Genomic DNA, 26497 nt, shown 5'->3' on the forward strand with positions numbered 1-26497 from the left:
GTCCATCGCAGTTTCTTTTTGCTTTTATGATGTGGTGGCTCTGCCAAGAAGATTAGGGTTTGGGGATGTTGAGGTTGAGCTGACATCTTCGCCATTTGCACCTGTACGATAATCGTCATTGTTTTGACATTGAAGGTTATATTTTTTCTATCAAGAGCATGGATTTGTCTTTTTATGTTTTGTGAATAAAACCGATTTGCGGATTGCATTCTACCCTTAAGCTAAATAGAGTATTATGATAATGAATGTAAGTAAAAACAGCATGGTTGGGTGGCTGAATAAATGAAAAAGATTCTCTTCACTGGCGGAGGTTCGGCAGGGCATGTAACGGTTAATCTTGCGTTGATTCCAAAGTTTATGGATGCAGGCTGGTCAATGGATTACATAGGTTCAATAAATGGCATCGAGAGACAACTTATTACCCCTATTCCTAATGTAAAATACCACTCGATTTCAACGGGCAAGCTTAGACGATATGTAGATTTGAAAAACGTAAAGGATCCCTTCCATGTAGTCAAAGGGGTTGTCCAAGCGTATCAACTGATAAAAAAACAAAAACCAGCCGTAGTCTTTTCCAAAGGCGGCTTTGTATCCGTCCCTGTTGTTATTGGAGCATGGTTGAATAAAGTACCTGTAATTGTACACGAATCAGATTTGACCCCAGGGTTAGCCAACAGGATAACTAGCAGGTTCTCAACTGTAATATGCACCACCTTTCCGGAGACTGCTGCGGCCTTCAAAAATAATAACGGCCATCATGTAGGCCCGGTTATTAGAGAAGAAATGAAACAGGGCAAGGCAGAACGAGGTCGTGAGTTTGTTGGATTTTCCAAAATGACGAAGCCTACCATTCTCGTAATGGGTGGTAGTTTAGGAGCCAGGAAAATTAACGAAGTACTTCGGGAGTCATTAAATGAGCTAACAAAGCAATTTGGAATCATTCATCTTTGTGGAAAAGGGAACCTTGACTCCTCGATATCGAATCCGGATTATAAACAATTTGAATACATTGATCAAGAGCTGCCCGATATACTAGCTTACTGTGATTTCGTTATTTCTAGGGCAGGCTCCAATTCGATTTTTGAATTCCTGTTCCTGAAGAAACCGATGCTTTTGATTCCTCTAACTAAACAACAGAGCAGAGGGGACCAGCTTTTAAATGCCGCCTCTTTCGAACGTGAGGGTTATTGCAAGGTTCTGCATGAGGAACTGCTGGATTCTAAAAGCTTGATAACGAGTGTTAGGGAATTGGCTGAAGAAAAAGAGGTCTACATAAAAAACATGAATGGTTTCAAACATCATGATGCCTTAGGCCTTCTCTATAATCTCATTATTGAAACAGCTAAATGAAGCAAAATTATCGTTATTTATCTGTTCATGAAACCACATCACGTGCTTTCAGTATAATTAATAGATTCATATCTTGATGAGGGAGTGTGAGGACGTAATGAATGAAATCATCAATATGATTATGTCTCTGTTTGAAAAGCTAACTGATGAAGAGAAGGCATCCATAAACAGTGCCCTTTCCGAGTTGTTTGAGAGACCCATTCCATGTTTCATTTCAGAGCTCTCTACGTTTAATGAAGAGGAACTAGTTGTCACTAAGAACACAATAAACGGGTTGATTCTCACTAGAGAGAATGTACCTGACCTTTTAGAAGCGTACGAACGATTAAAGAACAATGATCTACCTCAAAAAGTCTCCTTTGGGCACTTGACAGCAGATTAAGTTAACGGGAAAACACTCTATCTTGATAAAAAATGAAGGCAACCAATCATAATGATCGGCTGCCTTGCTATGGCTAACTCGAATGGGGTTAACTGCAACTCGCTAAAGAGAGACGCTAGCCACAAATTGATCTACATGGCGAAAATGAGAGAAATTAATCCCAAACCTCAGAATGATCGTGCAATCTGCGCAGGCGGTAGGCGTTCGTGGCAAACTCGCGCACTTCTTCAAGAATGGTGTAATTTGCCCATGCGCCTGCGAAAGCGCCAATCCCAGGCACCATCTGTAACATTTTCCGGAAGTCAATGGCATCGCGGTACTCGATCTGAAATGTCTCCCAGTCCATATTCCGGGAGTATTCGGCGTCGGAGAGCCACTGTTCCTTTTCCATATGCCAATGTTTAATGGAATCCAATAGTCGGGCACGGTTCTCCGGCCCCGAAAACGTCATTTGAAATACTTTGAGAATGAATACCCGCTCGGAGAAGTGTTTGGTGTCATAACCATAAACATGCGCCAGCTCGAACAAAAATTTCATTTTGATCGCAATTAAAGCCGGAAAGTCTACCATACTAAACATAATGCCACCGGCTCCCGTTCCAGCGCCTTCGGCAACCGCGATTTTTTGGTACAGGGCAAACAACTCTTTCGCTTCTTGATCGGCAGACTCCAGTTCCAAAGTGCGCTGCACCGGTCGGCCGGGTGTATATTCCGCACCGAACAGTGCAGTGCGCACGATCGATCGGATGGTGGTGGTCATGATGCTGTGCATCTTCGGGGGAATCAAATGATTGATTCGAGTGCCGATGGTTTTCGATGTTTTTTCGAGCCAACCGGGCGGTTTGAACATTTTTCGCTCCCACTCGGCAACTTCCCTCTGTACTTTATGTTCGTAATTCATGCTTAACCGCTCCTCCAAAACATTTGGTTATATTGTAGCGAATAACTCCGTACTACGGAATAGACCGTAGCAGGATGCGGACCTCGACTAAAGTCCAGCGCCAGCTTACATAAAAGGATAGGCAAGATGAAAATGCTCCAAGGCCGCTTGTGTTTTTATGGCACTGTCAATATAGAACTGCAGTTGATCTGAAATGACCTAACTTGATGGGCTGACCGACAAGAGGAAATCAACACAGGGTGAATTGAAGAGGAGGGATATTATAATTTATAACGAGGTTGTTAACATCAGTAATGCCTATTTTCCTCCAATCATATAATTTGCTGGAAGAGATCACGCATCAGAAGCACACCTTTTATATCTGCCTGTTTGAAAAGGCCATTTTGCAGAGTCTTTGATTTTTTTGTAACTATAGAAAACAGACAACCAGTCCCCTAAGAGGCTGGTCGTCTGTGCTTGCACCTTGCTTTACCTGAACCGAATTGCTTTTTGTGCGGTTTCATTCGTGATTTGTGTCATAGGTAGACGAAGTCGATCTGATCGAATAAGCCTGTTTTGAGCCAGCAGCCATTTGAGCGGAGCCGGATTAGGCTCAGAAAAGAGAAATTGAATAAGTGGTGTAAGGCTATCAAATTGTTCTCTGGCCTCTTGATTTTTTCCATTACGGAACGATTCATATACTTGTACAAATTGTTGGGTTTCTAAATTGGCGCTAGCCAGGATTCCTCCTTTGCTGCCGCAACATAACGAGGCATAAAACAAATCGTCTTCGCCGCACAAAATTGGTTTGGACTGGGTTCTGGTAAGTTGGAATAGACGTTTTATGTCGCCGGTGCTATCTTTCATTCCGATGACATGATCCATCTTCAATATGGTCTTCACTGTGTGCAAATCCAGCGTTGCGGCTGTACGATGCGGGATGTCGTAGAGAATAATGGGCAACCCTGTTTCGGCCAGGGCTAGAAAATGATACACGATTCCCTGCTGTGAAGGACGATTGTAGTAGGGGGTGGCGACCAATGCGGCATCGGCCCCAAGTTCTTTTGCCCGGGCTGTTTTTTTGATGGCAGCGGCCGTATTGTTAGATCCAGTACCTACAATCAAGGGAAGCTCTTCAAGTATAATGCGGGCCTCGTAAATCATCCTTTCAAGCTCTGAATCCCCTACTGTAGGCGATTCCCCGGTTGTTCCGTTGACGACCAGCCCGTGAATTCCGCTATTTCTCAAACGTGTAACGAGCCTCTTAAAAGATTTGATGTCAAGATATCCTTGTTCATCAAACGGGGTGACAATAGGAACCATGACTCCGCGCAATGACTCTTCATTTAGCATCATTTTGATTTCTCCTCTCTCAAGTCATCTCTGTGATGGACAATTGTTGTTATTCGCATGCAAGAATATCGGAGATGGCTCGAATGAGTACTGAGTTTTCTTCTATATTTCCAATTGAAATACGAAGGTGGCCGGGCAGGTTCCATATACCTCCGTATCTCACGATGATCCCATGGGCCATGAGGGCTTCGTATATATCTTTTGCTGCAGCCCCTAACTCAACTAACAGAAAATTACTTGTACTTTCCACATAAGGCAGTCCCATTTGTTGAAAAGCGTGATAAAGCTGCAGCTTCCCTTCATGATTTGATTTCAGTGTCAGACGGACATGCTCAACGTCTTGAAGAGCAGCAGTTGCTGCGATTTGAGCTAGTGTGTTCACATTAAACGGTTCCTTGACTTTGACTATTTGATAAACAAGCGTCTCATGGCCCACACCATAACCGACTCTAAGTCCAGCCAGGCCATACAGCTTTGAAAAAGTTTGCAATACAATCACCGGGTATCCGGATCGAACAAATTCAAGGCCATCGGTATAATCGGATTCATGTGCGAACGGACTATATGCGGCATCCAACAGAACAAGGACATGCTTGGGAAGTGCATCCAGGATATAGCGTAGATCTTCCCTCGGAAGGAACGTGCCAGTCGGATTGTTTGGCGAACAAAGGCAAAGCCAGCGGGTTCGGTTGGTCACTGCATTGACGATGGCCTCCCTGTCAAACTTGAACGAAGGACTTAAAGGAACCGGAACGACGGTTGCTCCCATCAGATGCGCGCCAAATTCGTACTCGCTGAACGAAGGCGAACATATAATCACTTCATCTTCTGGTTCCAGGAAGGTTTCGGCAATGAGTGTGATCAGTTCATCACCGCCGTTACTTATGATGAATTGTTCAGGAGCCATCTGATGGTGAGCTGCCAGTGCTTGCCGCAATTGGACGGTGCTCGCATCCGGATATCGATGTAAATCGGATAAGGAATGCGCAATCGCTTCAAGCGCTTTGGGCGATGGACCCAACGGATTTTCGTTAGAAGCTAATTTGATGATATCGGACAGCCCCAACTCTTGTTGGAGTTCCCGGATCGGTTTTCCCGGCGAATAAGGCGACAAGTTACCCAGTGCGCTCCGCAATGGAATCGTGAATGAATGGTTCATGCTGGTTCCTCCTTCCTGTGAAAATGGGCCATATGGCATGAATATAAACCGTCCCATCTGAAAAGTAACCATCCAATTGGGTCCCTTTTCATCAAGCCGATTGGGAAAACTGAGCGGTTGGTCCGGAAAAATACGAAAGTGGATGGTTACGCCATGCTGGATTGCCGTTATATTCAGATTAATTTTACGTTAAGGGGTGAAGAGACAGTATGACTGTGTTGGAACAACTGAACAAGGAAAAAATAATGGCGATGCTTCGAGGCGTACATCCGGATGCAGCGGACCGGACCGTCGAAGCGCTGGCCCAAGGCGGTATTCGTTTCATCGAAGTGACAACCAACACCGAGGGCGTATATGCTCTGATTGAACGATGGAGAAAAACGTATGACCACGATTTAATTGTTGGTGCCGGAACCGTATTGGATGTGGAAATGGCGAAACAAGCCATAGCTTCAGGTGCGCAATTTATGGTGTCACCCAATCTGGATGAAGAGGTAATAGCATACGGTGCCATGCATCACATCGATGTGTATCCCGGTGTCATGACGCCAACGGAAATCGTACGAGCGATCAAGTTTGGGGCAAAAGCCGTCAAAGTATTTCCGACTGGCTCGCTTGGAGGCGCTTCCTATTTAAAGGAAATCCGTGGGCCGCTCAATAATATTCCTATGATCGCGTCTGGCAGTGTTGGGCTGAATAATATACGGGAGATTCTCCACGCTGGCGCGTTTGCGGTAGGGATGGGAGGAAGTCTGGTAAAGCAGGATTGGATTGAATCAGGCAATTTTTCTGCTATCCAGAGATTGGCAAAAGAGTTGGTCCATGTTGTAGCCGAGGAGCGGGCGACACATTAAATCCTGGGAAGCACGCTTTAGTATTCGTGTCTGAGCGCACATCAGAGGACAACAACATGTACACCATATCTAATTTGGAAGCCGCATTCAATGCGGCTTTTTTATCTAAGTACAAACAAACCGAAGATGTTGATGGATTTCTTTGTTACTTCAACACAGCCAGCAACCTTAATCATCCGCATTGAAATGTAACAATGCTTGATTATGTAATATGGCTTCTTAAACACTGACACACCGTGGTCAGTGTTATATGTTTATCATAAAGGTTGTAATGGATGAAGGATTATCTTGGACTCGTCTTATTTCCTACACGAGGAATAACGGCGGAATTGGGAGGGGAAGAACTATGGCAACTATCTATCGTGAGATTGAAATCGACTGCAGTCTTGATAAAGCTTGGGATCAGCTTCGGGACTTCGGGAATGCGGCTAGACTATTCGCTGGCGTCCTTGCGGATTGCCAGGAGGCTTCGGGCGAACGAACGGTGACCTTCAACAACGGATATGTGGTTCAGGAGTAGCTAGTAAGTCTAGACGAGGAGAAGTGTCGTCTGGCCTACACTGTAGTGAACGGCGATTTCGCCCATCACAGCGCGTCCATGCAGATGCTCCCTTCTGCTGGAGGAGTAAAATTCGTCTGGATTAGTGATTTCTTGCCCCATGAGGCGAAACAGCGCGTTGAACCTCTTGTCGAGGCAGGCTGTCAAGCAATCAAGCGATTCCTCGAATCACTCTGAATGGGAGGCAGGCGGGAGCTGCATGGTTCTGACGAATTCTTACGAGTGGGGTATATGTTATCACATTGCACGTGAAAGATTTGTATACGGTACGGAAGGACGAACTGGGTACTACTAACAAATAATTACAATGTATGATTTGCTTATGGCTGCCCCATAATATGTCTGTCTTTAAAGGAGGTGTTTCCCGTTTATTTCTATAAAGAAGACTTAATTAATATGATTGTGCCGGATAAACCTGATCCGGCTGCAGCAAAGGTCCTGCAGGAAGCCTTGGGTGGTCGATTCGGTGAGATGCGCACGATGATGCAGTATTTTTTTCAAAGCAGCAATTTTCGGGGGAACAAGGCTCAGTACCGTGACTTAATTCGCGGAGTTTTCCTGGAGGAAATCAGCCATGTTGAGCTGGTCCAGACAACCATTAATCAGCTTCTGAACGGATCGGGAGAGGAGGTACCGGGAAATGCCGGGGTTGATGGAGCTCCGTTGGATGAAGCGGTGCGCCATGCCAATCCGCATCATTATATCGTGGGGGCGCAGGGGTCTTTGCCTGTAGATGCAGCGGGCAATCCCTGGATGGGCAATTACGTATATAACCATGGAAATCTCGTAGCCGATCTGTTGGATAACCTGGTGCTTGAATCAACAGGGGTTTTGCAAAAATCTCGAATTTATGAAATGAGCTCCAACAAAACATTTAGAGAGACACTTGCCTTTCTGATCGTTCGTGATAATGCGCATCAGAATGCATTCGCAAAAGCCCTTGAATCGCTGGGTGTGGAGTGGGGCAAGTTGTTTCCAGTTCCTAATTACGATATCAACAAATATCCGGAATGCAAAAAATACGTGGATATGGGCTTCCACAATGCTCAATTCAACTTCAGATTGGACAATACCCGAATTGCCGAGATCTTCAGCGGAAAATCTCCAAGTCGGAATGGGGGAGAGCTTGAGATAACAGATCCTCCGATGGGTTATCCCGTCCCCGTATTGCCAGAAATGCCAAATGAGCATGCGCCGGGGCTTCACGATTTAAACACATAGCAGGTTCAACGCGAGAAACGATAAAAAAACACCATTCTCAATATACATGTTCGTCTGTAAGATTCTGGCTTAGAAGCCAGAGTCTTATTTTTTGTGTGTAAATCCTGTAGACCCCAGGAGTGTGAACATGGACCATTGGGAAATATCGAATGCAAAGCTTGGGACGATCCTGTTGTTTCAGAAATAAGCCGCAACGGTTAATGGACCCGGTTTATGGGCAATATAAGCGTAATCTCTCTTGCAAACCCTCCGAGACTTCTTCGGGCACTTCCCTGACCGTGATATCTCCGCCTAGGAAAAGCAGCCAGTTTGTCATTTCAGTTAATTCTTCGGTATGCTCTACATTGACAAAGGTCTGTAGAATAGCAGTGGTTTGGTAAGGATTCGTATACGAAATAGACACGTTTAGAGGATGGTATTTTTTGAATTGGGTGATCGCCTTTGGACCAAGCTCCAGGACAAGGTTAATGACATCTTCCTGTTTGCTTAGCAGTTCTAAAATTTTTTTCTTGCTTGCTCTTTTTTTCGAAGAGTATGGTTCTACATGGGTGAGATGGTCGACAGGAATTATTCGTCTCTTCTCATCCTCTAAGTCAAAGCCTTCAATTAGCCATAGGCTCTTCTCATGGTATAGGTGCAAGAGATAAATGGGATAAGATTCTATGACTTTCCCTTGTTTGACGGTGACCCATAAGTAGCTATCCATCAGAAGGATTTGAATCAGTTTCTCCAACATGGGGTGGGGGAGGTCTGACAGATCAAGCAGGTCCGGATTATGAGGGTTGGTCCCTTCAAAGAGCAGTATTTGATTTAACAGTACAAGGTCATCCTGCTGATTATTTGAGATGAGGCCTAGTAATTTTTCAGCTAAAGAATGACGACTCTTCAGATAAGGGAGCTGCTGATTTCTGGTTGCCATGAAAGCAATAAATAGAGCTTTGATCTCATTATCGGTAAAACGAACCGTGGGCAGAACCGAGTTGTTCATGACAGAATAACCCCCATCCCTTCCAACTTCAGCGACAAGGGGCATTCCCATGGCTTCGATTTCCTTGATATCCCGGATTGCTGTCGAACGGGAAATGTTAAATTCCCGCATGATTTCAGAAATGGTAAAGTGAGCGCGGTTGTTGATATATCGCATGATGATATTAATCCGTTCAACCTTATTCATCGAGGCCTCCTAAACAGTATCATTTTCTGACATGGTTTAAGGTTATTATAAACCTATCAAGTGAAAAGACAAATCATTTGATCATCTTAAAACAAAGGAAGGTTTTGAACATGGCAGATTATATTCTTGAGGAAAAAGACAGCTTTACCGTTTTAGGCATTGGAACAGAGCTGAAGAGCAATTACACCGACTATGCCGGCATAAATAAAGAAAAGGCAGACTTCTGGTCGTCGGTCAAAGAAGATGGAAGACTAGACACATTAAGAGGTTTAGCCGCAAATGACTACATTTTTGCCGTGAACGAAGCGGTGAATAACAAGATGATGCACTATGCTGGTGTTATGACAGAGGCATCGTTACCGGAAGCTACGAGAGTTATCCAATTTCCTAAAGGGGAATATCTCGTGGTAAAAGGGGAAGCCAAGACGGCTGAAGAGCTCAGTAATACCCTTACTGGCATCGCCTTTGGTCAAGTTTTGCCAGAAGCTAAGCATATTGCCTATGTTGGCGGGCCGAATACAACGGTTGAGATGGGGGAGCGAAACGGCTTCATATACGGTGAATTGTGGATACCTGTCGTAAGGAAATAAAGATAAGCAGATGATGATGCGCACATATGCGAGTGTTGCTCAAAGCAGGTTGTAGAGAGCAACACTTGCTCACACTTTAAGGGGGGATAAAATGATGTCCTATACCGTTGATTTTAAACATGTGTCTACGGTTGGTTTAGAGTCTTCACCCGTAGCGGACACGCTTGCTGGCTTACGAGCGAACGAAGCCCGCTACTTTATGAACAAATATAAGCATGAATTTACAGTTGTACCAGCGAGCGAAAGCCAGGAGACCCTTGATTATGTGAACCGAATTTTGAAAGAAGAACGTGATCTTGCGTTTGCGGCCAAACCACTTGAAACGTCGCGTTTTCAAGTGGACAACATCCAGTTTACCTATGTCTTTTATGAGGATGGTCTTGGACTCAATGTCATGTATACGGTGGATGACCCGAAGAAACGGGCCGTTGGCTTTAAGCTTTCTGAGGGAATGGAGATACCGCAGGAATTGGAAGGGAAGTTTAAGTTTGCGAGGCAGAAGTCTACCTTAGCTGGAACCATTCGGGGCTCCTTTTTTGTAATCAAAGGCGAATATTAGAGCTTAATGAGGACCCGAGGCAAGCTGAGGATTACCTTAGCGGAAAATCAAAAAAAAGAACCTGGATAAATGAACAGGTTCTTTTTTTATTGCGTATAAACAGACCCGATGATATAATCAGATCACGACTATGTATTATAAAAAGTCAAAGTTAGTTCATCTTACAATTTTATTGTATCATGCAAAAAAAACCTTGTCAAATGTTTTTTTCGCAATTTAATGGTTAGGAGAGATGTGAATGAATTCGTTGGTCCTCGGCTTTTGGGAAATCGAGAAAACGCAGCTTTTGCTTGTTGGTGGTAAAGGGCTCCATCTAGGGGAATTATCAAAAATGGAAGGTATACAAGTACCTGAAGGATTTTGTATTACAACCCTGGGTTATCAAAAAGCTATTGAGCAAAACGAAACCTATCATGCTTTGCTCCATCAACTGACCCTGCTAAAAGCAGAAGATCGTGATCAAATTGCCGAAATCAGCAGAAGGATCAGGCAAATCATTGTGGAAGTAGAAATTCCTTCCGAAGTTGCAGAAGCCGTTACTCAGTATCTCTCCCGGTTTGGCGAAGACCACGCTTATGCTGTGCGTTCTAGCGCGACTGCTGAAGATCTACCACACGCCTCTTTTGCAGGACAACAAGACACCTATTTGAATATCATCGGCATCGATGCCATCCTGCAGCATATCAGCAAATGCTGGGCTTCCCTATTCACGGATCGCGCGGTCATCTATCGTATGCAAAACGGGTTTGACCACAGCCAGGTGTATTTGTCCGTTGTCGTTCAGAGAATGATTTTCCCGCAGGCTTCAGGGATTATATTTACCGCGGATCCCATGACTTCGAACCGAAAGCTGCTATCCATCGATGCCAGCTTTGGACTTGGAGAAGCATTGGTCTCTGGCTTGGTATCCGCCGATGGTTATCAAGTGCAGGAAGGGAAAATCGTTGACAAAAGGATAGCAACCAAAACATTGGCGATCTATGGTCGAAAAGAAGGCGGAACAGAGACCCAGCAGATTGATCTCGATCAGCAAAAGGCTCAAACACTTACGGAGCAGCAAATTTTAGAGCTGGCACGCATCGGAAGACTGATCGAAGCTTATTTTGGCTCACCCCAGGACATCGAATGGTGTTTGGACCAGGATACTTTTTACATTGTCCAGAGTCGGCCCATCACGACGTTATATCCTATCCCTGAAGCGAAGGATGAAGACAATCACGTTTACGTATCTGTCGGACATCAGCAAATGATGACAGATCCCATGAAACCGCTGGGATTGTCTTTTTACCTGTTAACAACTCCTGCCCCTATGCGTACAGCCGGTGGAAGGCTGTTTGTTGATGTTACACCTATGCTGGCTTCGCCTGTCAGCAGAGAAACGATATTGAATACTCTGGGTCAATCTGATCCGCTTATTAAAGACGCGCTTATGACCATAATTGAGCGAGATTTTATCACATTATTACCAAATGAAAACAAAGAACCGGCTCTCAGTAACAGCAAAGCTAAATCGACGCCGGGTGTTCAAGCACCGATCGAATACGATCCGTCCATCGTTTCTGATTTAATCAAACGCAGTCAAGCCTCAATAGAAGAGTTGAAACATAACATCCAAACGAAATCGGGATCCGGTTTGTTTGATTTTATCCTCGAAGATTTTCAGCAATTAAAGAAGATATTATTTGACCCGCAAAGCTCAGCTATCATTATGGCCGCTATGGATGCTTCAGCGTGGATCAATGAAAACATGGAGAAGTGGTTAGGTGAAAAAAACGCAGCAGATACACTTTCTCAATCGGTATCAGGCAATATTACTTCGGAAATGGGACTTGCGCTATTGGATGTCGCAGATGTAATACGTCCTTATCCAGAAGTGATTGATTATTTACAGCATGTAAAAGACGACAGCTTTATGGATGAACTGATCAAGCTGGACGGTGGACCGGAATCCCGGGACGCTATCTACGATTATCTGGGCAAATACGGCATGCGCTGTGCTGGAGAAATCGATGTAACCCGCACTCGTTGGAGCGAAAAACCCATTACACTTGTTCCGTTAATTCTTGGCAATATCAAAAACGTTGAGCCTCATGCAAGCCAGCGGAAATTTGAACAAGGGCGGCAGGAAGCTCTGGCAAAAGAACAAGCGATATTAGATCGATTGAAGTCATTACCGGATGGTGAACAAAAAGCAAAAGAAACCAAGCGAAGGATTGACCTTATTCGGAATTTCAGCGGCTACCGGGAATATCCCAAATACGGCATGGTGAATCGCTACTTCGTATATAAACAGGCGCTACTGAAAGAAGCCGAACGACTCGTACAAGCGGGCGTTATTCATGACCAGGAAGATATATATTATCTCACTTTTGAAGAATTTCACGAACTCGTACGCACCCATAAACTGGACGGCCAGATCATCAGCCAACGAAAAGAAGAGTACAGGTTATACGAAAAGCTAACGCCGCCTCGCGTCATCACATCGGATGGTGAAATCATTGCTGGTAAATACAAACGAGAACATCTCCCAGCCGATGCTATGGCAGGTCTGCCTGTTTCTTCCGGAGTGGTAGAGGGACGCGCACGTGTCATCTTAAACATGGAAGAAACTGATCTCGAAGAAGGAGATATATTAGTCACCTCTTTTACGGATCCAAGCTGGACACCGTTGTTCGTTTCCATAAAAGGTCTGGTCACCGAAGTTGGTGGACTGATGACCCATGGAGCCGTGATCGCACGAGAATATGGCTTACCGGCAGTTGTAGGCGTGGAGAATGCAACTACAAGGATCCTAGACGGGCAGCGCATTCGCGTGCATGGAACAGAAGGGTATATCGAAATCGTGTAAAACGTACCTTCACGGATAGTAAGAAGCCTGGCTAGAGAGCCGGAAATATGGTCTATGTGGACATAAAGCTTACCATTACATCTGCTATCAAGGAAGTAATCGTAAGATTGACTAATGGGGGATTTTAGTTAAAAAATTATCACGCAACTCTGCGGTTGCTTAAGGTTGACAAGCAACCGTATAGTTGCATATAATCGATATATGAATTGGGATAAGGATGCTGTATTCAAAGCGCTTGGCGACTCGACTCGGCGACTTATGCTTGACGAACTATCCGAACGCAACGAGCTGACGTTGTATGAACTTACGGTTCGTCTCATTATGAAGCACGAACTCTCGATTTCAAGACAAGCGATAGCTAAACATCTTGCTGTTCTGGAAGATGCAGGACTTGTTATATCAAAGCGAAAGGGTAAATTTCGAGTCGTAATATTTAACAACGAACCGCTTAAGAATTTGCTGAATGGATGGATAGACTAATTTTAGTACAACCCACATGTCGAAGGAGGCACTAACAGTATGAAAATCGTAGTTACCAGTCTTTTTGTACAAGATCAGGACAAGGCATTGGCATTTTATTCTGAGAAGCTCGGTTTTGTTAAGAAGCAGGACGTACCTGTCGGAGAATTCAGGTGGATAACGCTTGCTTCTCCCGATGATCAAGACGGCACGGAGCTGCTGCTCGAACCGAATGACCATCCTGCCGCCAAGGAATTTCAAAAGAAGATATTCGCTGATGGAATACCAGCAACCATGTTTGGTGTGGAAGATATTCAAGCAGAGTACGAAAGACTAGTAGACAAAGGTGTAAAGTTTACGATGCAACCGACTAAAATGGGCGAGCTCACCATAGCCGTCTTAGACGATACATGCGGGAACCTGATTCAGATCGTGCAGAAGTAACTTCTCAAAAAAAAGTGAAATGGTCCCTTAAATCCAAACTGGAAGCATGACAAAACACAAAACCCAACGATCAGTACTCAAGTCCTGATCGTTGGGTTTTGTTTTGCATTTGCATTGTCCCAGTTCCCGATAGTGACAATAATGTCACACGGAATCGATTATTGTTATGTCAATCGAAGGAAATAAATGGGTGTCCCATTTATACTGGAAATTGCTTGACGAATTTATTTCCGAAAGAGGGATATCCACGGATGACTGATGTTATGAAAGCGATAATACTTGGCATAATAGAGGGCTTAACTGAATTTTTACCAGTCTCGTCTACTGGACATCTTATTTTAGCAGGGCATTTGCTTAGCTTTGAGGGACAGACTGCAATAACTTTTAAAATTGTTATACAGCTGGGTGCGGTGATGGCAGTTCTGCTTCTTTATTGGAAAAGGTATTTGGCCATCGGGGCTAATCTCATTAGAATGGATTTTTCCCCAAGTAAAGGGTTAAATGTAATTCATATGATGTTGGCTATGCTGCCAGCATTAATTCTGTACCTTCTCTTCAAGGATACAATAAAAAGCCAATTATTCGGCCCAATTCCGGTCCTGATCGGTCTGGTTGCTGGTGGCTTGTTGATGATCATCGCCGCACGGAGCAGGAGAACGGAAACTGCAGAGACTATGGATAGGATTCATTATAAACAAGCGTTTGGGATTGGTCTGTTCCAGTGTCTGGCTTTGTGGCCGGGATTTTCGAGATCGGGTTCGACGATTTCAGGCGGCCTTTTGCTTGGCACCAGTCAAAAAGCCGCCGCCGATTTTACGTTCCTTATTTCCGTGCCTGTTATGTTTGGTGCAAGCGTGTTGGACTTGTACGATAGTCGAGAATTGCTGGACTCTGACGATTTATTCCTAATGGCCATTGGCTTTATGACATCCTTTCTTGTAGCTATGATTGCAGTAGTGACGTTTATTAAATTGATTAAGCGGCTTCGATTGGAATGGTTTGCTCTATATCGTTTTGTCTTAGCGGGGCTATTCTACTTAATCGTCCTTCAGTAACCGATAAATGAGTAGCATATTGATGCAGTATAACACAAGCGTGTATAATTGATTTGATTCAAATTACACAATTCTCGTTAAAGAAAGTGTGGTACTTCCATCAATGGTTAAAGTGGATAGACGAAGTCTCAGATCTCAAGAGTCGATTAAGGGCGCTTTTATTGCGCTGCTGGCAGAAAAAAGCTTTGACGAAATTACGATACAGGATATTGCCGATAAGGCAAACGTAGGCCGAAGAACCATCTATCTTCATTATTTGGATAAATACGATCTGTTAGACAGACTCATTGAAGAGTACATTAGCGAGCTGAGGAGGCTCTGCCAATCCTCGTCGGATTTGAGCTTTGTGGATGCGATGCGGATCTGGTTTGAATTTTTCGAACAGAATTACTCCTTCTTCGCGACCATTTTGGCGAGTAAGGGCGCTTCTTCATTCCGCAGCGGTTTTATTAAGCTTGTCAGTGAAGAACTCGAGGGTGAATTGGATGTAGCTGAAGGCATAAATAAGGGCTTCAGTAAAGATATCGTTCGCAAATTTATGGTAACGGCGACGGTGGGGATCATAGAATCCTACTTTACCAAGGAAATAACCGACCCGATCGATGTCGTGTCCGAACAAGTTGGGCGCTTGTTAGAGCGGAATCTATAAGGAGTTGAAGCGGAGCTCTACTGGGAGGTATGGATTTATGATCCATGCCTTTTTGTATTTTCGTAATCACGGCACAATTTCGATCGATGTGTGCATTAATGCACACGATGCGGTCATTTGATCATTGAAGATATTTCTTTCTTGTTTAAAATAATACACATGAGGTCGTTATCGCACACTTACGCATTAACGAGATTTCATAACCATGATGCATCAGAAAAAGACATGGATCCATTTGTAAGTGATCCAATCGGCGAAAATAGCAGGTCAATCACAATAAAAAACAATCGGAGGACTAAAATTATGCAAAAAAACGTTAAATTTAAAAACAACCAATTGTTGTTGGCAGGTAACTTGTATGTTCCAGCTGGATTCGATGAAACCAAGAAATATCCGGCAATCGTTGTCTCCCATCCTGGCGGCGGCGTAAAAGAACAGACGGCGGGACTTTACGCGAATAAACTTTCTGAATCAGGTTTTATAACTTTAGCATTCGATGCATCCTATCAAGGAGAGAGTGAAGGGACCCCGCGCTATCTCGAAGATCCGTATGCTCGTACAGAAGATGTTCGTGCAGCAGTGGACTATTTAACGACATTATCCTATGTAGATACCCATAAAATTGGCGCGTTAGGTGTTTGTGCCGGCGGGGGTTATACAGTAGCGGCTGCACAAACCGAACGCCGCATTAAAGCAGTAGCAACGGTTAGCATGGTCGATATCGGATCACTATTTAGTGAAGGGATTGCCCGTGCAGTACCGGTCGAAGACCAAATCAAACTGTTGGAACAAGTTTCTGGACAACGGACAGCCGAAGCCAATGGAAGTGAAACGCTCCATGGTCCGTATGTGCCGCAGGAATTGGAAGAAGGCATGACGGGTACAATGGCGGAAGGACACGAATATTATGTAACCGCACGCGGATGCCACGAAAATGCACCTAACCGTTTCGTGTTTACAAGCTTCGATAAAATTTTTACCTTCTCTGCATTTAGCCACATTGATAAGTTCTTAACGCAGCCATTTTTAGCGATTGCCGGTAGTGATGCGGATACTCGCTACTTCAGCGAAGAAGCGGTTCAAGATGCTGCTAGTCGGGATAAAGAATTATTCATCATGGATGGTGCTACACACGTTGCATTATACGACCAGCCTGAATACGTGGGTCCGGCAGTGGAAAAGTTAGAGCAGTTCTTTACAGATCATCTAAAATAATATGATTCGCTTAGATTCAATAAACAAGGGAAAGGAGTATTAATGTGACCTCTATATTAATTCTTGGAGCCGGAGGGCAAATCGCAGATGTCCGGCGACGATCTGGAGGACCAAGCGAAAGCCATCGTAGATGCAATGGAATCGACGGGCGTGAAACGCTTGATTTTTATCAGCTCGCTCGGTATTTATGATGAAGTCCCGGGAGATTTCGGCAAGTGGAATAACCGCACAATCGGTGAATATTTGGGACCATATCGCAAATCAGTCGATGTTATCGAGGCCTCGAATCTCGACTACACCGTACTCAGACCTGCATGGCTGACCGATTATGACGAGATTGAATATGAGGTTACGGAGAAGGGCGAGCCGTTCAAAGGCACGGAAGTATCGCGCAAGAGCGTCGCGGCCCTGGTTGTCAAATTAATTGAATCTTCGGATCTCCATGTTCGCGGAAATTTAGGGGTCAACAAGCCGAATACCGATGGTGAAAAGCCAGCCTTCTATTAAGCAGTTCCCGCTTAGTTTATAAAGAAGATCATAGTAAAATGAGGGTGTCTCAAAAGATATTAGATCTTGCGAGATGCCCTTTTTGCTGTCTGAAGACGTCCATGAGCGAATCGTTCCACCTGTACGGTTACCCTGACCCCAAGAGTCAGGAATGGTTCTGAGCAAGATAGCGCTACTTTTTAAACGCAAAGAAACCAATCTTTGGTAAAATAGAGATGTGATTCACCTTTTACGATAGCAGCAGCAGGGAGGACGGGGAAAATGAATAACAACAGCTTTCATACATCCAACAAGCACGCCAGTGTGATTCTGAACAGCTACCTGAGATGGACAGGAAAGTCGCTTCTTGATCATTCAGTTGAATCAGGTACAGAATCAGAAGTACTGTTCCGGGCTCCACTCGTCATACTGTCCCATGGAACAGAGCCGGACCCGATTTTGAACTATGGTAATCAGATGGCGCTTGAATTGTGGGAAGTAAACAGGGAGACCTTCACCCAAACGCCCTCGAGGCTAACGGCAGAACCGATGGAGCGCGAGGAACGCGCGGCCTTCCTGAAAGCTGTCAGTGAATATGGATATGTCGATAATTATACAGGTATTCGTATTTCCAGCACCGGCAGAAGATTCTATATCATGCAGGCGACGGTATGGAATCTTACAGACGATAACGATGTATTTCATGGACAAGCTGCTGCTTTTCGTCAATTTCGTTACATAGAATGAAAGAAGCATATGACGATATGGCCACAATAGCTGTGACTTGAAGAAGGAGGAATAAGCTTTTCCTTCATTGACTATAGAATTTTAATGTTAGTAAGTGATGATGTTCTGAGAATTCAGGGGATACCAGGGTTACCGCATCAATTTTCAATATGTTTGTCGTCCATAAATAATATTCAGAAATGAGGAACCGTTATGGAGGAGCAAGATGGTCATGTATCAAATGTTACCACGGTGGAATCTATCAAAAGTTTAACAGATAAAGATGCGAAGACTTTCTTGAACCTTATATACGCAGTTTTGAAAGATAACACGAGTCCTAAAGAACAATTGATTTCAAATGTATTGTCCATTTATGAGAAGCAAATACCGAGAGTGGTTAAAGCAAGACAGAATCGTAATGATGGATCAAGCTGATAGATATAAAAGCTGTATAAGTTACACCTAAGGAAGAGGCTGGACTCTCTCTCACAAGGCGTTCGAGACCGGTAGTCGTGAGACGCACGATCTACGGAACGGATTTTACTGTCGCAGCAACTTTTCTAAGATCTTTGTGTTACTATTGTAGTATTGAATTTTACAATAAGTGGGTGATCATTACTTGAAGATTAAGAAATGGAAAAATGCAATTGCCGTTATACTTATGATATCCGTACTTTTACCGCTGGGAGCACAAAAATCGGATGCGGCTTCGAAGTACGTTGAACTGGAGTTGCAATGGGAGGACGGCCGAATCTCTCATATTGAGACGCTGCTTAAGGACGGGGTTACTTACGCAAGTTTTTTCTCACTCGGGAGTTCGGCAGGTCTGCTGTGGAAGATGGAAGGTGACGATGTGGCCGTACTGACAAGGGATCAGAAACGCATTGTTGTACACATGGGCAGCAAAATTGCTGAAGTTGATGGTCGAAAAGTGGATATGGGCAGAGAGCCTGTGTGGTATATCAGTCACCTTTATGTGCCGATTCAATTTCTCGCATCTGCTCTGGATGGGGAAGTGGCTAATCGTGACACAAAGACTGGGAAGGTAACCGTGACTGGACTCCACAATTATACGGATACTTTCTATGGCAGCATGATGGGATACAGCTATGTGATTCGTGCAGCAAGAGGGGATCTTGAGATTACTAATGCTGTTACGGGACAAAAGAATTCGATTCCGCTAGGCATCAAGGACATTAATGTGAATACTCACGATCTCAGCTTTCAATTCAAGCGGACTCCCGAAAATTTACTTATTGTAATCATTGAGTATTCTAATCGAAAGACTGGAGAATATGATCTGTATGCATTAGTATTTAAGAATAAAGGGCTAATTCGCAAATCTGTTGCTCACGGGTTAGTGGAGCAGCATGAATGGTTGAAGTCGGACGGCACCATTCAACTCTTGGATGATCACAATATACGTATGATTGATGATGGAAGCGGCAATGTACTTGAAGTGATTGCTCGGTAACGTTGGACAACAAGAACATAAAGACTCTAAAAGTCGCTTAATATGCGACTTTTTTTGAGGCTCCATAAAAAGAAGAGGGCTATGGGAACAAGGTGTTCAAGTCCCAAATCCATAAAAAATCTTGGCGCTTCAGTCTTCTAATCTTTTTATTTACGCATGTAATGGGTAATAAGATGATGTTGGCTCTGATGGGAGGGATACGCGCATTACCACGTATGAGGGAGATGAATCAATAGCTCCTTCGAGTGCATTCTGTATTTTTCACCAAGTTGTCAGAAAGAGTTGACCCTTTCTTGAACGTTTAGGGACGAAGACGTGTCAGTGATTGATTTGCTAAGAGATAAAGATATAATAATTTTAACTATTAGGTTTCATCTAGTCATTTAAATGCATGTAGTACCAGGTTTATACAGGCTCGCAAGATCTCGCTTCAGTCGGGCAAACGGCAGTCAAACGAAGCAACCAACGTATTGCCCAACACAGTGTTGTCATTTACGTTACTTTGTGAAAAAATTCTCTTTTTATATAACAGAGATCGAGGAACGATTCATAAAACGCAGCTTGCAGCGATGTCGCTAAAGCCTATCCAAACCTGATATTGAATGCAGCCCAACGGGTGGCAGGCCTAATCCAAAGTTTAATTTATCACAATAATGGAACAGAGTTTAAAAGGAGGCAGTATAAAATGGCAATTGATACGGTAATGTGGAGCAGGCTGGTGACAGGTATGACACTCGCATTCCACGTTATTTTTGCGACACTTGGTGTCGGTATACCCTTAATGATCGCTATTGCAGAGTTCATCGGGATTCGCAAGAAAGATCCCCATTATACACTGATGGCGAAGAGGTGGGCACGAGGTTTTGTCATTTCTGTCGCGGTTGGTGTCGTGACCGGCACCGTGATCTCCCTGCAGCTGGCCCTGGTGTGGCCGAATTTTATGAAGCTGGCTGGGAATGTCATTGCACTGCCATTATTCATGGAAGTGTTTGCGTTCTTTTTTGAGGCCATCTTCCTGGGCATTTATTTGTATACGTGGGATCGATTCAAAAATCCGTATATCCACTGGCTGCTGACCATTCCGATTGTGATCGGGGCAGGCATGTCGGCTGTCTTCATAACAACGGTGAATGGATTCATGAACCAGCCTGGAGGCTTTGTGATGGAAGCAGGCCAATTCACGGCGGTTGACCCGGTGCAAGCGATGCTGAATACGGCAACGTTCTCCAAGGTGTTCCATGTATTAAGCTCGGCTTATTTGACAGGGGCAGCCCTGTTAGCCGGTATCGCAGCCTTTGCGATGCTGAGAAAAGGGGTATCCGCCTACCACAAAAAAGCCTTGAACCTCATGATGGCCGTTGTTTTACTGTTCGGGGTGCTGAACACGTTAGCCGGGGATGTGTCCGCCAAGTTTTTGGCTGAGCATCAGCCGGAGAAGCTTGCTGCGGCAGAGTGGCATTTTGAGACGGAAAGCGGTGCGGATTTGATATTAATGGGATGGCTGAATGCAGAGCATGAAATTCTAGGGGCTCTTCACCTGCCAAAACTGCTCAGCTTCCTGGCCTTTGGAGACTTTAATGCAGAGGTAACGGGGCTGGAGGAATTTCCCCAGGACGAATGGCCGCCGCTTCTCGTTCATTACCTGTTTGATTTGATGGCCGGAATCGGATTTGCTCTGCTCGCTATTGCGGTGCTGTATTTCCTGTTTGTGTTCTGGAAAAAACGCAATGAGCTTAACAAGTGGATGCTTCGCATTATCGCATTGGGCGCACCGCTTGCTTTCCTGGCTGTTGAGCTGGGCTGGTTCTATGCGGAAATTGGGCGACAGCCGTGGATTATCCGCGGGATTATGCGGGTGGAGGAAGCTGCTACGTCTTCACCGAATATAAGAATTTTATTCTTCGTCTTCTTGCTCCTGTACATCGTACTGGGCATCATGTGTGTAATCGTGTTAAGACGCTTGTTCAACAATAATCCGGCGGAAGTCGAGATGGAGAAATGGCTGAAGGAAAAGCCTGATCCATCTACGGAGAAGGGTGGTCCTGCATCATGAGTTACGAATTGATTGGCATCTCGGTGCTGTGGCTGTTCTTGTACGGCTATCTAATTATAGCCTCTATTGATTTCGGGGCGGGCTTCTTCGCTTTCTATGCACGCTTGACGAAGCAGGATCATCTGATTAATCGTTTGATCTCCCGTTATTTATCACCCGTTTGGGAGATCACGAATGTATTTTTTGTCTTTTTCTACATTGGTATCGTCGGATTTTTTCCGGACACGGCCTTTTATTATGGCTCCGCGCTGCTTGTTCCGGCCAGCATAGCCGTAATACTGCTTGCGATTCGCGGTTCGTTTTATGCTTTTGAAAATTACGGCTCCAAGAAAAACATTGTGTATCTGTTCTTATACGGAGCAACAGGTTTGCTTATTCCCGCTTCATTATCAGTGGCGCTAACGTTGTCTGAAGGCGGCTTTATCGTGAAGCAGGGGGAGACGGTTTCTCTGGATTACTGGGAGCTGTTTACCAATCCGTTATCGTGGAGCATTGTGGGACTCGCAATAGTGTCCGTGTTGTTCATTAGCGGCACATTTTTGACATTTTACGCTTCTCGGGCAGAGGATCATTCTGCGCTGAAGCTGATGCGGAATTATGCCCTGTTCTGGAGCACACCGACCATTATTCTCGCACTGACAGCATTTATTTATTTGGGTCAGCACAATGAGCGTCATTTTCAAAATATGATGGATTTATGGTGGCTGCTCGCGCTTTCCGTTGCTTTCTTCATGATTACGATGTGGCTGTTATACAACGGACGACGTTACGGTTTAGCTTTTATATGCGTCATGCTGCAATTTTTCTGTGCCTTTTTCGCTTACGGGATTGGGCAATACCCTTATATTCTTGATCCGTACATCACGATTCAGAGCAGCGCAACTTCACCGGCCATGGGCTTCGCACTGGTTGTTGTGTTTGTCGGTGGACTGCTCCTGTTGATCCCATCCCTTATTCTGGTGTTCCGACTATTCCTGTTTGATGCGGATTATGTAAAAGGGAAAAAATAAAGAGAATTGATCCATTACGGCTTGTAACAGGTTTCTATACAGGCCTATATATAAAGGAGGAGAGATCTGTGAAGAGGAGATCCAGTCTGATTTCTCAGCAAATGTCTTCACAACGGAAAAGTATGACCCTCCTCGCGGTCATTTCGCTCGCGCTTGGTGTTGCTATTGTGAGTCAGGCTGGACTGCTTGCTGAAGCAGTCCAACGGGTTTTTGTAGAGAGTGCTTCCTTTTCATCGGTTGCCGTGCTGCTCGGCCTGCTTCTGGCTGTTATGGTTATACGCACATTGTTGTCGTATGGAAACGGTAAAGTTGGCTTGCGTATGGCTGCCACTGCGAAGACGAATATGCGAGCAGCTGTGCTGCAAAACTTGACCCATGCCTCCATGCCTTCAACCCTTCTTGGACAGACGGGAGGGAAGGTCAGTATTGCTCTGGATGCTGTGGATGAGGCTGACAGTTATTTCAGTCAGTACATGCCGCGTATGATGGAAGCTGCCATGATCCCGCTACTGATTCTGGTCGTTACATTTACCCAACATGCCAACACAGGTTTCATTATGCTGTTTACGGCTCCGTTTATCCCGTTGTTCATGATTCTGGTGGGGCTGAAAACGAAGAATAAATCCGAAGAAAAATATGCGCAGCTGGCCGAGTTTTCAGGTACGTTTCTGGATTCTCTGCAAGGGCTGGTGACGTTGAAACTATTTGGACGGGCCCGCCATCAGCAGCAGGAGATTGAACGGAGCAGTCTGGGCTACCGTGATGCCACGATGGGCATTTTGAAGATTGCGTTTACGAATACCTTCATGCTGGAATCGATCGTGATGCTAAGTATCGGTATTGTCGCGCTCGAACTGGCTATCCAGCTGCTCGTTTTCAAATCGATGACGTTCCATACTGCATTTCTCGTTCTGCTGCTCGTTCCCGAGTTTTACAGTCTGTTAAAGAACACGGGAACGGCCTTTCACAGCGGACGAACCAGTATGGGAGCGGTTCGCAAGGTGGAGCAGATGCTGGAGGAAACGGCAGGGGAGAGCTGGAACGCGAATGACAATGAAGGAGCAGGTACATCCGAAGGAATCGACAAGATCATTGCTCATTTCGATCCAATTCACATGCCGCCATCGTTGGAACTGGACCATCTCCGGTTTCGATATGCTCCCGATTCTTTCGAGCTGGAGACTGGACGGATCACGCTGGGTCCGGGAGAACACATTGCCATTGTTGGCAAGAGTGGTTCCGGCAAAACGACTTTGCTCCATCTCATTGCAGGTTTGCTGAAACCAGCCTCGGGAACCGTACTGGTGAATGGAAGCCCACTCTCACAATACGATGAGAGCGCATGGTTCGAGTATGTTAGCTACATTACACAGCATCCGTATATTTTTGCAGGCACATTGGCTGAAAATATTGCAATTGGGGCTGGTGGAAACATCACCAGGGCTGAAATTGAGCGAGCGGCAGAGGAAGCCGGACTTGCCGCGCTTACCGCCCAATTGGAGCATGGATTTGATACCTTTGTGGGTGAAGGAGGCAGGGGGTTGTCCGGCGGGGAGAAGCAGCGGCTTGCTCTGGCACGCGCTTTTTTGAAGCGGCCTGCTATCATATTGTTTGATGAACCTACAGTTGGGCTGGATTTGCACACCGAGCGAGTACTGCAGCGCTCCATTGCCAAGCTGGCCAAGTCGGCTACGATGATAACGGTGGCTCACCGATTATATACAATCCAACAAGCCGACAAAATTTTGTATATGGACCGTGGAGTGCTGGTGGACGCCGGACGGCATGATGAGCTTCTGGAGCGTCTGCCCCAGTATGCCGAGATGGTTGATGTAGAGCGGAAAAGGGGGGATGACCATGAATGAGCTGGCTGTTCTGTCCAAAGCGATGATGCAGGAGCGCAAGGATATTGTCCTATCGATTTTGGGTGGTTTTATCGCTGGCATAGCCGGTGTGGCACTCTTTTCCGCGAGCGGGTATTTAATTTCGCAAACGGTATTTGCGCCACCGCTCTATACATTGATTGTGCTTACCTCGCTGGTCAAAATGCTGGGTCTGCTTCGGGCGGCGAGCCGTTATGGAGAACGCTTGTATTCTCACCGGGCGACGTTCTCCATGCTCAGCCGTTTGCGCACATCCTTTTTTGCCAAGTTAATTCCTTTAACGCCCGGTATACTGAACAAAAATCGAAGCGGGGATTTGCTTGCGCGGATCGTTGGGGATGTGGAAAGCCTGCAAAATTATTTCTTGCGTGTTGCTTATCCCCCGATCATGGTAGTCATGGTGTTTTTAGCAACGGTGTGGTTTACTTCTGCCTTTTCACTCTGGATTGCCCTTCTGTTTGTGCTGGGCATGCTGGTAACGGCATTCGTTGTACCGGGAATTGTTTTGCTCGGGCAGCGGAGAATCCATGGACGCGTTCGCGAGCAGCGGGCGCAGCTTTCCACGGAAGTTACCGAAGTGTTGTATGGATTCCGGGATTTAAAAGTGTACGGGCAATTGGCACAGCGGGAGCAGCAGCTTCAGCAGGCTTCCTCAACACTGGCGGCCGAGCAGCAGCGAGCAGCCGGGCACTTGCTGCGCGGGCAATCGATGCATGCTTTGGTTACGTTTCTCATTTCCTGGGGGGTGCTCGCGCTGGGTGCCTATTTAATAATGGACGGGGCGCTCGCCGGGGTGTTTCTGGCTATGCTGGTCATGGCCTCGTTAACCGTATTTGAAGAAGCGGCGGCAATGGCGACATTACCCGCGTATAAGGAGGATAGCGAACACGCAGCTAAACGACTGACGGAAACGGTTCAGTCCACCGCCGTGCAATCTTCGCAGCCAGGCGGCACGTTGGCTGTGGATCATGCTGTTTCGATTGAGCTATCCGGTGTTACGTTTCAATATGAAGGGGAATGGAGAGCGGCGCTCAGGGATATGTCGCTGCTCATTACACCCGGATCCAAAACGGCGATTGTCGGGCCGAGCGGTTCAGGAAAATCAACGATTATCGACTTGCTGCTCAAGCTGCGTACACCAATGGATGGTGATATACGATTAAACGGCATTTCGGTGAAAGAACTGGATGAGGCGAGCATATGGCAAGCGGCTAATGTGGTGCTGCAGCAAAGTCATTTCTTCCGGGGAACGATCCGGGACAACCTGCTGTTGAATGGAGAAGAGCACACAGACGAACAATTGTTGGAAGTGCTGGCTAAAGTGCAGCTGCCCGATACATCGTTGACCGATAGGGTGTATGAAAAAGGGGAGAATCTCTCAGACGGGGAGAAGCAGCGGCTGGCTCTGGCACGGGCGATGCTTCGCAAAGGACGGTTATGGCTGCTGGACGAACCCACTTCATCGCTGGATTATGTGACAGAGCAGCGTGTTATGAAGCATCTCTATACACAGGCAGCTCATGATACACTTCTCCTGATATGTCATCGGCTTACCGGATTGGAAGAGATGGACCAGATTGTGGTCATGGACCAAGGCAGGGTAATCGAAACAGGTTCTTATTTGGAGTTGATGGAGCAAAAAGGCTATTTTTATGAGATGAAGCAAATTGAGCGGCAAATGATCGGAGAAGTGGGAGCGTAGACAAGCCACAACTCGCCATAAGGTAAAAGCGGACGCCGTTCATCAAGATCGTCTTTACAGTCTGCCTAACGTAACGGTCCTAAAAAGACGTTCAGATAAAAGAATTTACTGGAACAGATAAGTTGAACGGTGTTTCTTATATTGCCACCATGGCGCTACCACCTTGCCAGGTGTGTTTACTGCCGGCGATTGCACAAACAGTCCGTACAAACAGATCATCATTTCTATGGGATCGGCGCAAATGCTGCTTTAGGCGCATTTGATTATCTTATTCGCAATTAATACAATATCTAATGTTTAAGCGGTCGCCTAACTACCAATCAGGTAGTTAGGCGACTTTTATTATTTTGATAGGAATCAATCCCAGCACCATGTTCACGTATAATCTTTAGTAGATAATGAAGGTATATTT

At 45.4% G+C, this 26497-nt stretch carries 25 protein-coding genes and 1 pseudogene; 22 read left to right on the plus strand and 4 right to left on the minus strand.

Annotated elements, in window-relative coordinates; translation table 11 throughout:
• Nucleotides 1-282 precede the first annotated feature (282 nt).
• Together M2277_RS07485 and M2277_RS07490 are read left to right on the plus strand one after the other, a co-directional pair.
• Nucleotides 283-1350 (plus strand): undecaprenyldiphospho-muramoylpentapeptide beta-N-acetylglucosaminyltransferase, encoded by a 1068-nt coding sequence (locus M2277_RS07485; protein ID WP_280754498.1) that lies wholly within the window; start codon nucleotides 283-285, stop codon nucleotides 1348-1350.
• 97 nt (nucleotides 1351-1447) lie between these two features.
• The gene (locus M2277_RS07490) at nucleotides 1448-1732 is read left to right on the plus strand and encodes a hypothetical protein (RefSeq protein WP_280754499.1); all 285 of its coding nucleotides are present in this window, start codon (nucleotides 1448-1450) and stop codon (nucleotides 1730-1732) included.
• A gap of 154 nt (nucleotides 1733-1886) precedes the next feature.
• Here M2277_RS07490 and M2277_RS07495 read toward each other — a convergent pair whose 3' ends face one another.
• The 3 genes from M2277_RS07495 to hisC all read right to left on the minus strand — a co-directional run bounded on the left by M2277_RS07495 (nucleotide 1887) and on the right by hisC (nucleotide 5124).
• The gene (locus M2277_RS07495; protein ID WP_280754500.1) at nucleotides 1887-2633 is read right to left on the minus strand and encodes an EcsC family protein; all 747 of its coding nucleotides are present in this window, start codon (nucleotides 2631-2633) and stop codon (nucleotides 1887-1889) included.
• Nucleotides 2634-3101: 468 nt separating this feature from the next.
• Nucleotides 3102-3968, minus strand: coding sequence for a 4-hydroxy-tetrahydrodipicolinate synthase (gene dapA / locus M2277_RS07500; protein ID WP_348537772.1), 867 nt, complete (start codon nucleotides 3966-3968; stop codon nucleotides 3102-3104).
• Nucleotides 3969-4014: 46 nt separating this feature from the next.
• A complete protein-coding gene (hisC, locus tag M2277_RS07505) occupies nucleotides 4015-5124 on the minus strand; it encodes a histidinol-phosphate transaminase (RefSeq protein WP_280754501.1) in 1110 nt (369 codons plus the stop codon).
• A gap of 209 nt (nucleotides 5125-5333) precedes the next feature.
• Here hisC and M2277_RS07510 point away from each other — a divergent pair, with 209 nt between their 5' ends.
• From M2277_RS07510 to M2277_RS07520, 3 genes are all read left to right on the plus strand, one after another.
• On the plus strand, nucleotides 5334-5978 hold the full coding sequence (locus M2277_RS07510; RefSeq protein WP_280754502.1) for a bifunctional 4-hydroxy-2-oxoglutarate aldolase/2-dehydro-3-deoxy-phosphogluconate aldolase: 645 nt from the start codon (nucleotides 5334-5336) through the stop codon (nucleotides 5976-5978).
• Nucleotides 5979-6324: 346 nt separating this feature from the next.
• The gene (locus tag M2277_RS07515; RefSeq protein ID WP_280754503.1) at nucleotides 6325-6498 is read left to right on the plus strand and encodes an SRPBCC family protein; all 174 of its coding nucleotides are present in this window, start codon (nucleotides 6325-6327) and stop codon (nucleotides 6496-6498) included.
• A 396-nt stretch (nucleotides 6499-6894) separates the two neighbouring features.
• Nucleotides 6895-7758 carry a manganese catalase family protein gene (locus M2277_RS07520; protein ID WP_348537773.1) on the plus strand — a complete coding sequence of 288 codons (864 nt, stop codon included), beginning with the start codon at nucleotides 6895-6897 and terminating at the stop codon, nucleotides 7756-7758.
• 211 nt (nucleotides 7759-7969) lie between these two features.
• Here the strand turns inward: M2277_RS07520 and M2277_RS07525 are convergent, their stop codons facing one another.
• Entirely contained in the window at nucleotides 7970-8932 is a 963-nt protein-coding gene (locus tag M2277_RS07525) for a helix-turn-helix transcriptional regulator (protein ID WP_063480716.1), read from the minus strand.
• A 110-nt stretch (nucleotides 8933-9042) separates the two neighbouring features.
• Between M2277_RS07525 and M2277_RS07530 the strand changes: the two genes are divergently transcribed.
• The 17 genes and pseudogenes from M2277_RS07530 to M2277_RS07610 form a co-directional block, all read left to right on the plus strand.
• The gene (locus tag M2277_RS07530; protein ID WP_006210348.1) at nucleotides 9043-9522 is read left to right on the plus strand and encodes a GyrI-like domain-containing protein; all 480 of its coding nucleotides are present in this window, start codon (nucleotides 9043-9045) and stop codon (nucleotides 9520-9522) included.
• A 94-nt stretch (nucleotides 9523-9616) separates the two neighbouring features.
• On the plus strand, nucleotides 9617-10081 hold the full coding sequence (locus tag M2277_RS07535; RefSeq protein WP_036637757.1) for a hypothetical protein: 465 nt from the start codon (nucleotides 9617-9619) through the stop codon (nucleotides 10079-10081).
• 238 nt (nucleotides 10082-10319) lie between these two features.
• Nucleotides 10320-12929, plus strand: a complete 2610-nt coding sequence (ppsA, locus tag M2277_RS07540; protein ID WP_280754504.1) for a phosphoenolpyruvate synthase — start codon at nucleotides 10320-10322, stop codon at nucleotides 12927-12929.
• A gap of 201 nt (nucleotides 12930-13130) precedes the next feature.
• Entirely contained in the window at nucleotides 13131-13409 is a 279-nt protein-coding gene (locus tag M2277_RS07545; RefSeq protein WP_006210345.1) for an ArsR/SmtB family transcription factor, read from the plus strand.
• A 39-nt stretch (nucleotides 13410-13448) separates the two neighbouring features.
• Nucleotides 13449-13832, plus strand: a complete 384-nt coding sequence (locus M2277_RS07550; protein ID WP_006210344.1) for a VOC family protein — start codon at nucleotides 13449-13451, stop codon at nucleotides 13830-13832.
• 251 nt (nucleotides 13833-14083) lie between these two features.
• On the plus strand, nucleotides 14084-14887 hold the full coding sequence (locus M2277_RS07555) for an undecaprenyl-diphosphate phosphatase (protein ID WP_006210343.1): 804 nt from the start codon (nucleotides 14084-14086) through the stop codon (nucleotides 14885-14887).
• Between the two features lie 103 nt (nucleotides 14888-14990).
• Nucleotides 14991-15536 (plus strand): TetR/AcrR family transcriptional regulator, encoded by a 546-nt coding sequence (locus M2277_RS07560; RefSeq protein WP_036637761.1) that lies wholly within the window; start codon nucleotides 14991-14993, stop codon nucleotides 15534-15536.
• 303 nt (nucleotides 15537-15839) lie between these two features.
• Nucleotides 15840-16751: an alpha/beta hydrolase gene (locus M2277_RS07565; protein WP_280754505.1), complete on the plus strand. Its 912-nt coding sequence runs from the start codon at nucleotides 15840-15842 to the stop codon at nucleotides 16749-16751.
• An 87-nt stretch (nucleotides 16752-16838) separates the two neighbouring features.
• The gene (locus M2277_RS07570) at nucleotides 16839-17258 is read left to right on the plus strand and encodes an NAD(P)H-binding protein (RefSeq protein ID WP_280754506.1); all 420 of its coding nucleotides are present in this window, start codon (nucleotides 16839-16841) and stop codon (nucleotides 17256-17258) included.
• 261 nt (nucleotides 17259-17519) lie between these two features.
• The gene (locus M2277_RS07575) at nucleotides 17520-17984 is read left to right on the plus strand and encodes an MEKHLA domain-containing protein (protein ID WP_006210339.1); all 465 of its coding nucleotides are present in this window, start codon (nucleotides 17520-17522) and stop codon (nucleotides 17982-17984) included.
• Between the two features lie 192 nt (nucleotides 17985-18176).
• Nucleotides 18177-18398, plus strand: a complete 222-nt coding sequence (locus M2277_RS07580) for a hypothetical protein (protein WP_036637763.1) — start codon at nucleotides 18177-18179, stop codon at nucleotides 18396-18398.
• Between the two features lie 184 nt (nucleotides 18399-18582).
• A complete protein-coding gene (locus M2277_RS07585; RefSeq protein ID WP_280754507.1) occupies nucleotides 18583-19437 on the plus strand; it encodes a stalk domain-containing protein in 855 nt (284 codons plus the stop codon).
• A 685-nt stretch (nucleotides 19438-20122) separates the two neighbouring features.
• Nucleotides 20123-21490 carry a cytochrome ubiquinol oxidase subunit I gene (locus M2277_RS07590; RefSeq protein ID WP_006210334.1) on the plus strand — a complete coding sequence of 456 codons (1368 nt, stop codon included), beginning with the start codon at nucleotides 20123-20125 and terminating at the stop codon, nucleotides 21488-21490.
• Complete coding sequence (locus M2277_RS07595; RefSeq protein ID WP_006210333.1) at nucleotides 21487-22500, plus strand: cytochrome d ubiquinol oxidase subunit II; 1014 nt, start codon at nucleotides 21487-21489, stop codon at nucleotides 22498-22500. Before M2277_RS07590 ends, M2277_RS07595 begins: the two co-directional genes overlap by 4 nt.
• A gap of 68 nt (nucleotides 22501-22568) precedes the next feature.
• Nucleotides 22569-24365 carry a thiol reductant ABC exporter subunit CydD gene (gene cydD, locus M2277_RS07600; RefSeq protein WP_148247217.1) on the plus strand — a complete coding sequence of 599 codons (1797 nt, stop codon included), beginning with the start codon at nucleotides 22569-22571 and terminating at the stop codon, nucleotides 24363-24365.
• Nucleotides 24358-26085, plus strand: a complete 1728-nt coding sequence (gene cydC / locus M2277_RS07605; protein ID WP_280754508.1) for a thiol reductant ABC exporter subunit CydC — start codon at nucleotides 24358-24360, stop codon at nucleotides 26083-26085. The genes cydD and cydC overlap by 8 nt, the downstream gene beginning before the upstream one ends.
• 19 nt (nucleotides 26086-26104) lie before the next feature.
• A pseudogene (locus M2277_RS07610) lies at nucleotides 26105-26367 on the plus strand (alkyl hydroperoxide reductase subunit F); the annotation flags it as partial.
• Nucleotides 26368-26497: the final 130 nt, after the last annotated feature.

The sequence above is a fragment of the Paenibacillus sp. LBL genome, from assembly GCF_029893715.1.
GTDB lineage: Bacteria > Bacillota > Bacilli > Paenibacillales > Paenibacillaceae > Paenibacillus_AQ > Paenibacillus_AQ glucanolyticus.

Coding starts and splice junctions, on each gene's coding strand:
- M2277_RS07485 (WP_280754498.1), top strand. CDS start 283: ATGAAAAAGATTCTCTTCACTGGCGGAGGTTCGGCAGGGCATGTAACG.
- M2277_RS07490 (WP_280754499.1), top strand. CDS start 1,448: ATGAATGAAATCATCAATATGATTATGTCTCTGTTTGAAAAGCTAACT.
- M2277_RS07495 (WP_280754500.1), bottom strand. CDS start 2,633: ATGAATTACGAACATAAAGTACAGAGGGAAGTTGCCGAGTGGGAGCGA.
- dapA (WP_348537772.1), bottom strand. CDS start 3,968: ATGATGCTAAATGAAGAGTCATTGCGCGGAGTCATGGTTCCTATTGTC.
- hisC (WP_280754501.1), bottom strand. CDS start 5,124: ATGAACCATTCATTCACGATTCCATTGCGGAGCGCACTGGGTAACTTG.
- M2277_RS07510 (WP_280754502.1), top strand. CDS start 5,334: ATGACTGTGTTGGAACAACTGAACAAGGAAAAAATAATGGCGATGCTT.
- M2277_RS07515 (WP_280754503.1), top strand. CDS start 6,325: ATGGCAACTATCTATCGTGAGATTGAAATCGACTGCAGTCTTGATAAA.
- M2277_RS07525 (WP_063480716.1), bottom strand. CDS start 8,932: ATGAATAAGGTTGAACGGATTAATATCATCATGCGATATATCAACAAC.
- M2277_RS07530 (WP_006210348.1), top strand. CDS start 9,043: ATGGCAGATTATATTCTTGAGGAAAAAGACAGCTTTACCGTTTTAGGC.
- M2277_RS07535 (WP_036637757.1), top strand. CDS start 9,617: ATGTCCTATACCGTTGATTTTAAACATGTGTCTACGGTTGGTTTAGAG.
- ppsA (WP_280754504.1), top strand. CDS start 10,320: ATGAATTCGTTGGTCCTCGGCTTTTGGGAAATCGAGAAAACGCAGCTT.
- M2277_RS07545 (WP_006210345.1), top strand. CDS start 13,131: ATGAATTGGGATAAGGATGCTGTATTCAAAGCGCTTGGCGACTCGACT.
- M2277_RS07550 (WP_006210344.1), top strand. CDS start 13,449: ATGAAAATCGTAGTTACCAGTCTTTTTGTACAAGATCAGGACAAGGCA.
- M2277_RS07555 (WP_006210343.1), top strand. CDS start 14,084: ATGACTGATGTTATGAAAGCGATAATACTTGGCATAATAGAGGGCTTA.
- M2277_RS07560 (WP_036637761.1), top strand. CDS start 14,991: ATGGTTAAAGTGGATAGACGAAGTCTCAGATCTCAAGAGTCGATTAAG.
- M2277_RS07565 (WP_280754505.1), top strand. CDS start 15,840: ATGCAAAAAAACGTTAAATTTAAAAACAACCAATTGTTGTTGGCAGGT.
- M2277_RS07570 (WP_280754506.1), top strand. CDS start 16,839: ATGTCCGGCGACGATCTGGAGGACCAAGCGAAAGCCATCGTAGATGCA.
- M2277_RS07575 (WP_006210339.1), top strand. CDS start 17,520: ATGAATAACAACAGCTTTCATACATCCAACAAGCACGCCAGTGTGATT.
- M2277_RS07580 (WP_036637763.1), top strand. CDS start 18,177: ATGGAGGAGCAAGATGGTCATGTATCAAATGTTACCACGGTGGAATCT.
- M2277_RS07590 (WP_006210334.1), top strand. CDS start 20,123: ATGGCAATTGATACGGTAATGTGGAGCAGGCTGGTGACAGGTATGACA.
- M2277_RS07595 (WP_006210333.1), top strand. CDS start 21,487: ATGAGTTACGAATTGATTGGCATCTCGGTGCTGTGGCTGTTCTTGTAC.
- cydC (WP_280754508.1), top strand. CDS start 24,358: ATGAATGAGCTGGCTGTTCTGTCCAAAGCGATGATGCAGGAGCGCAAG.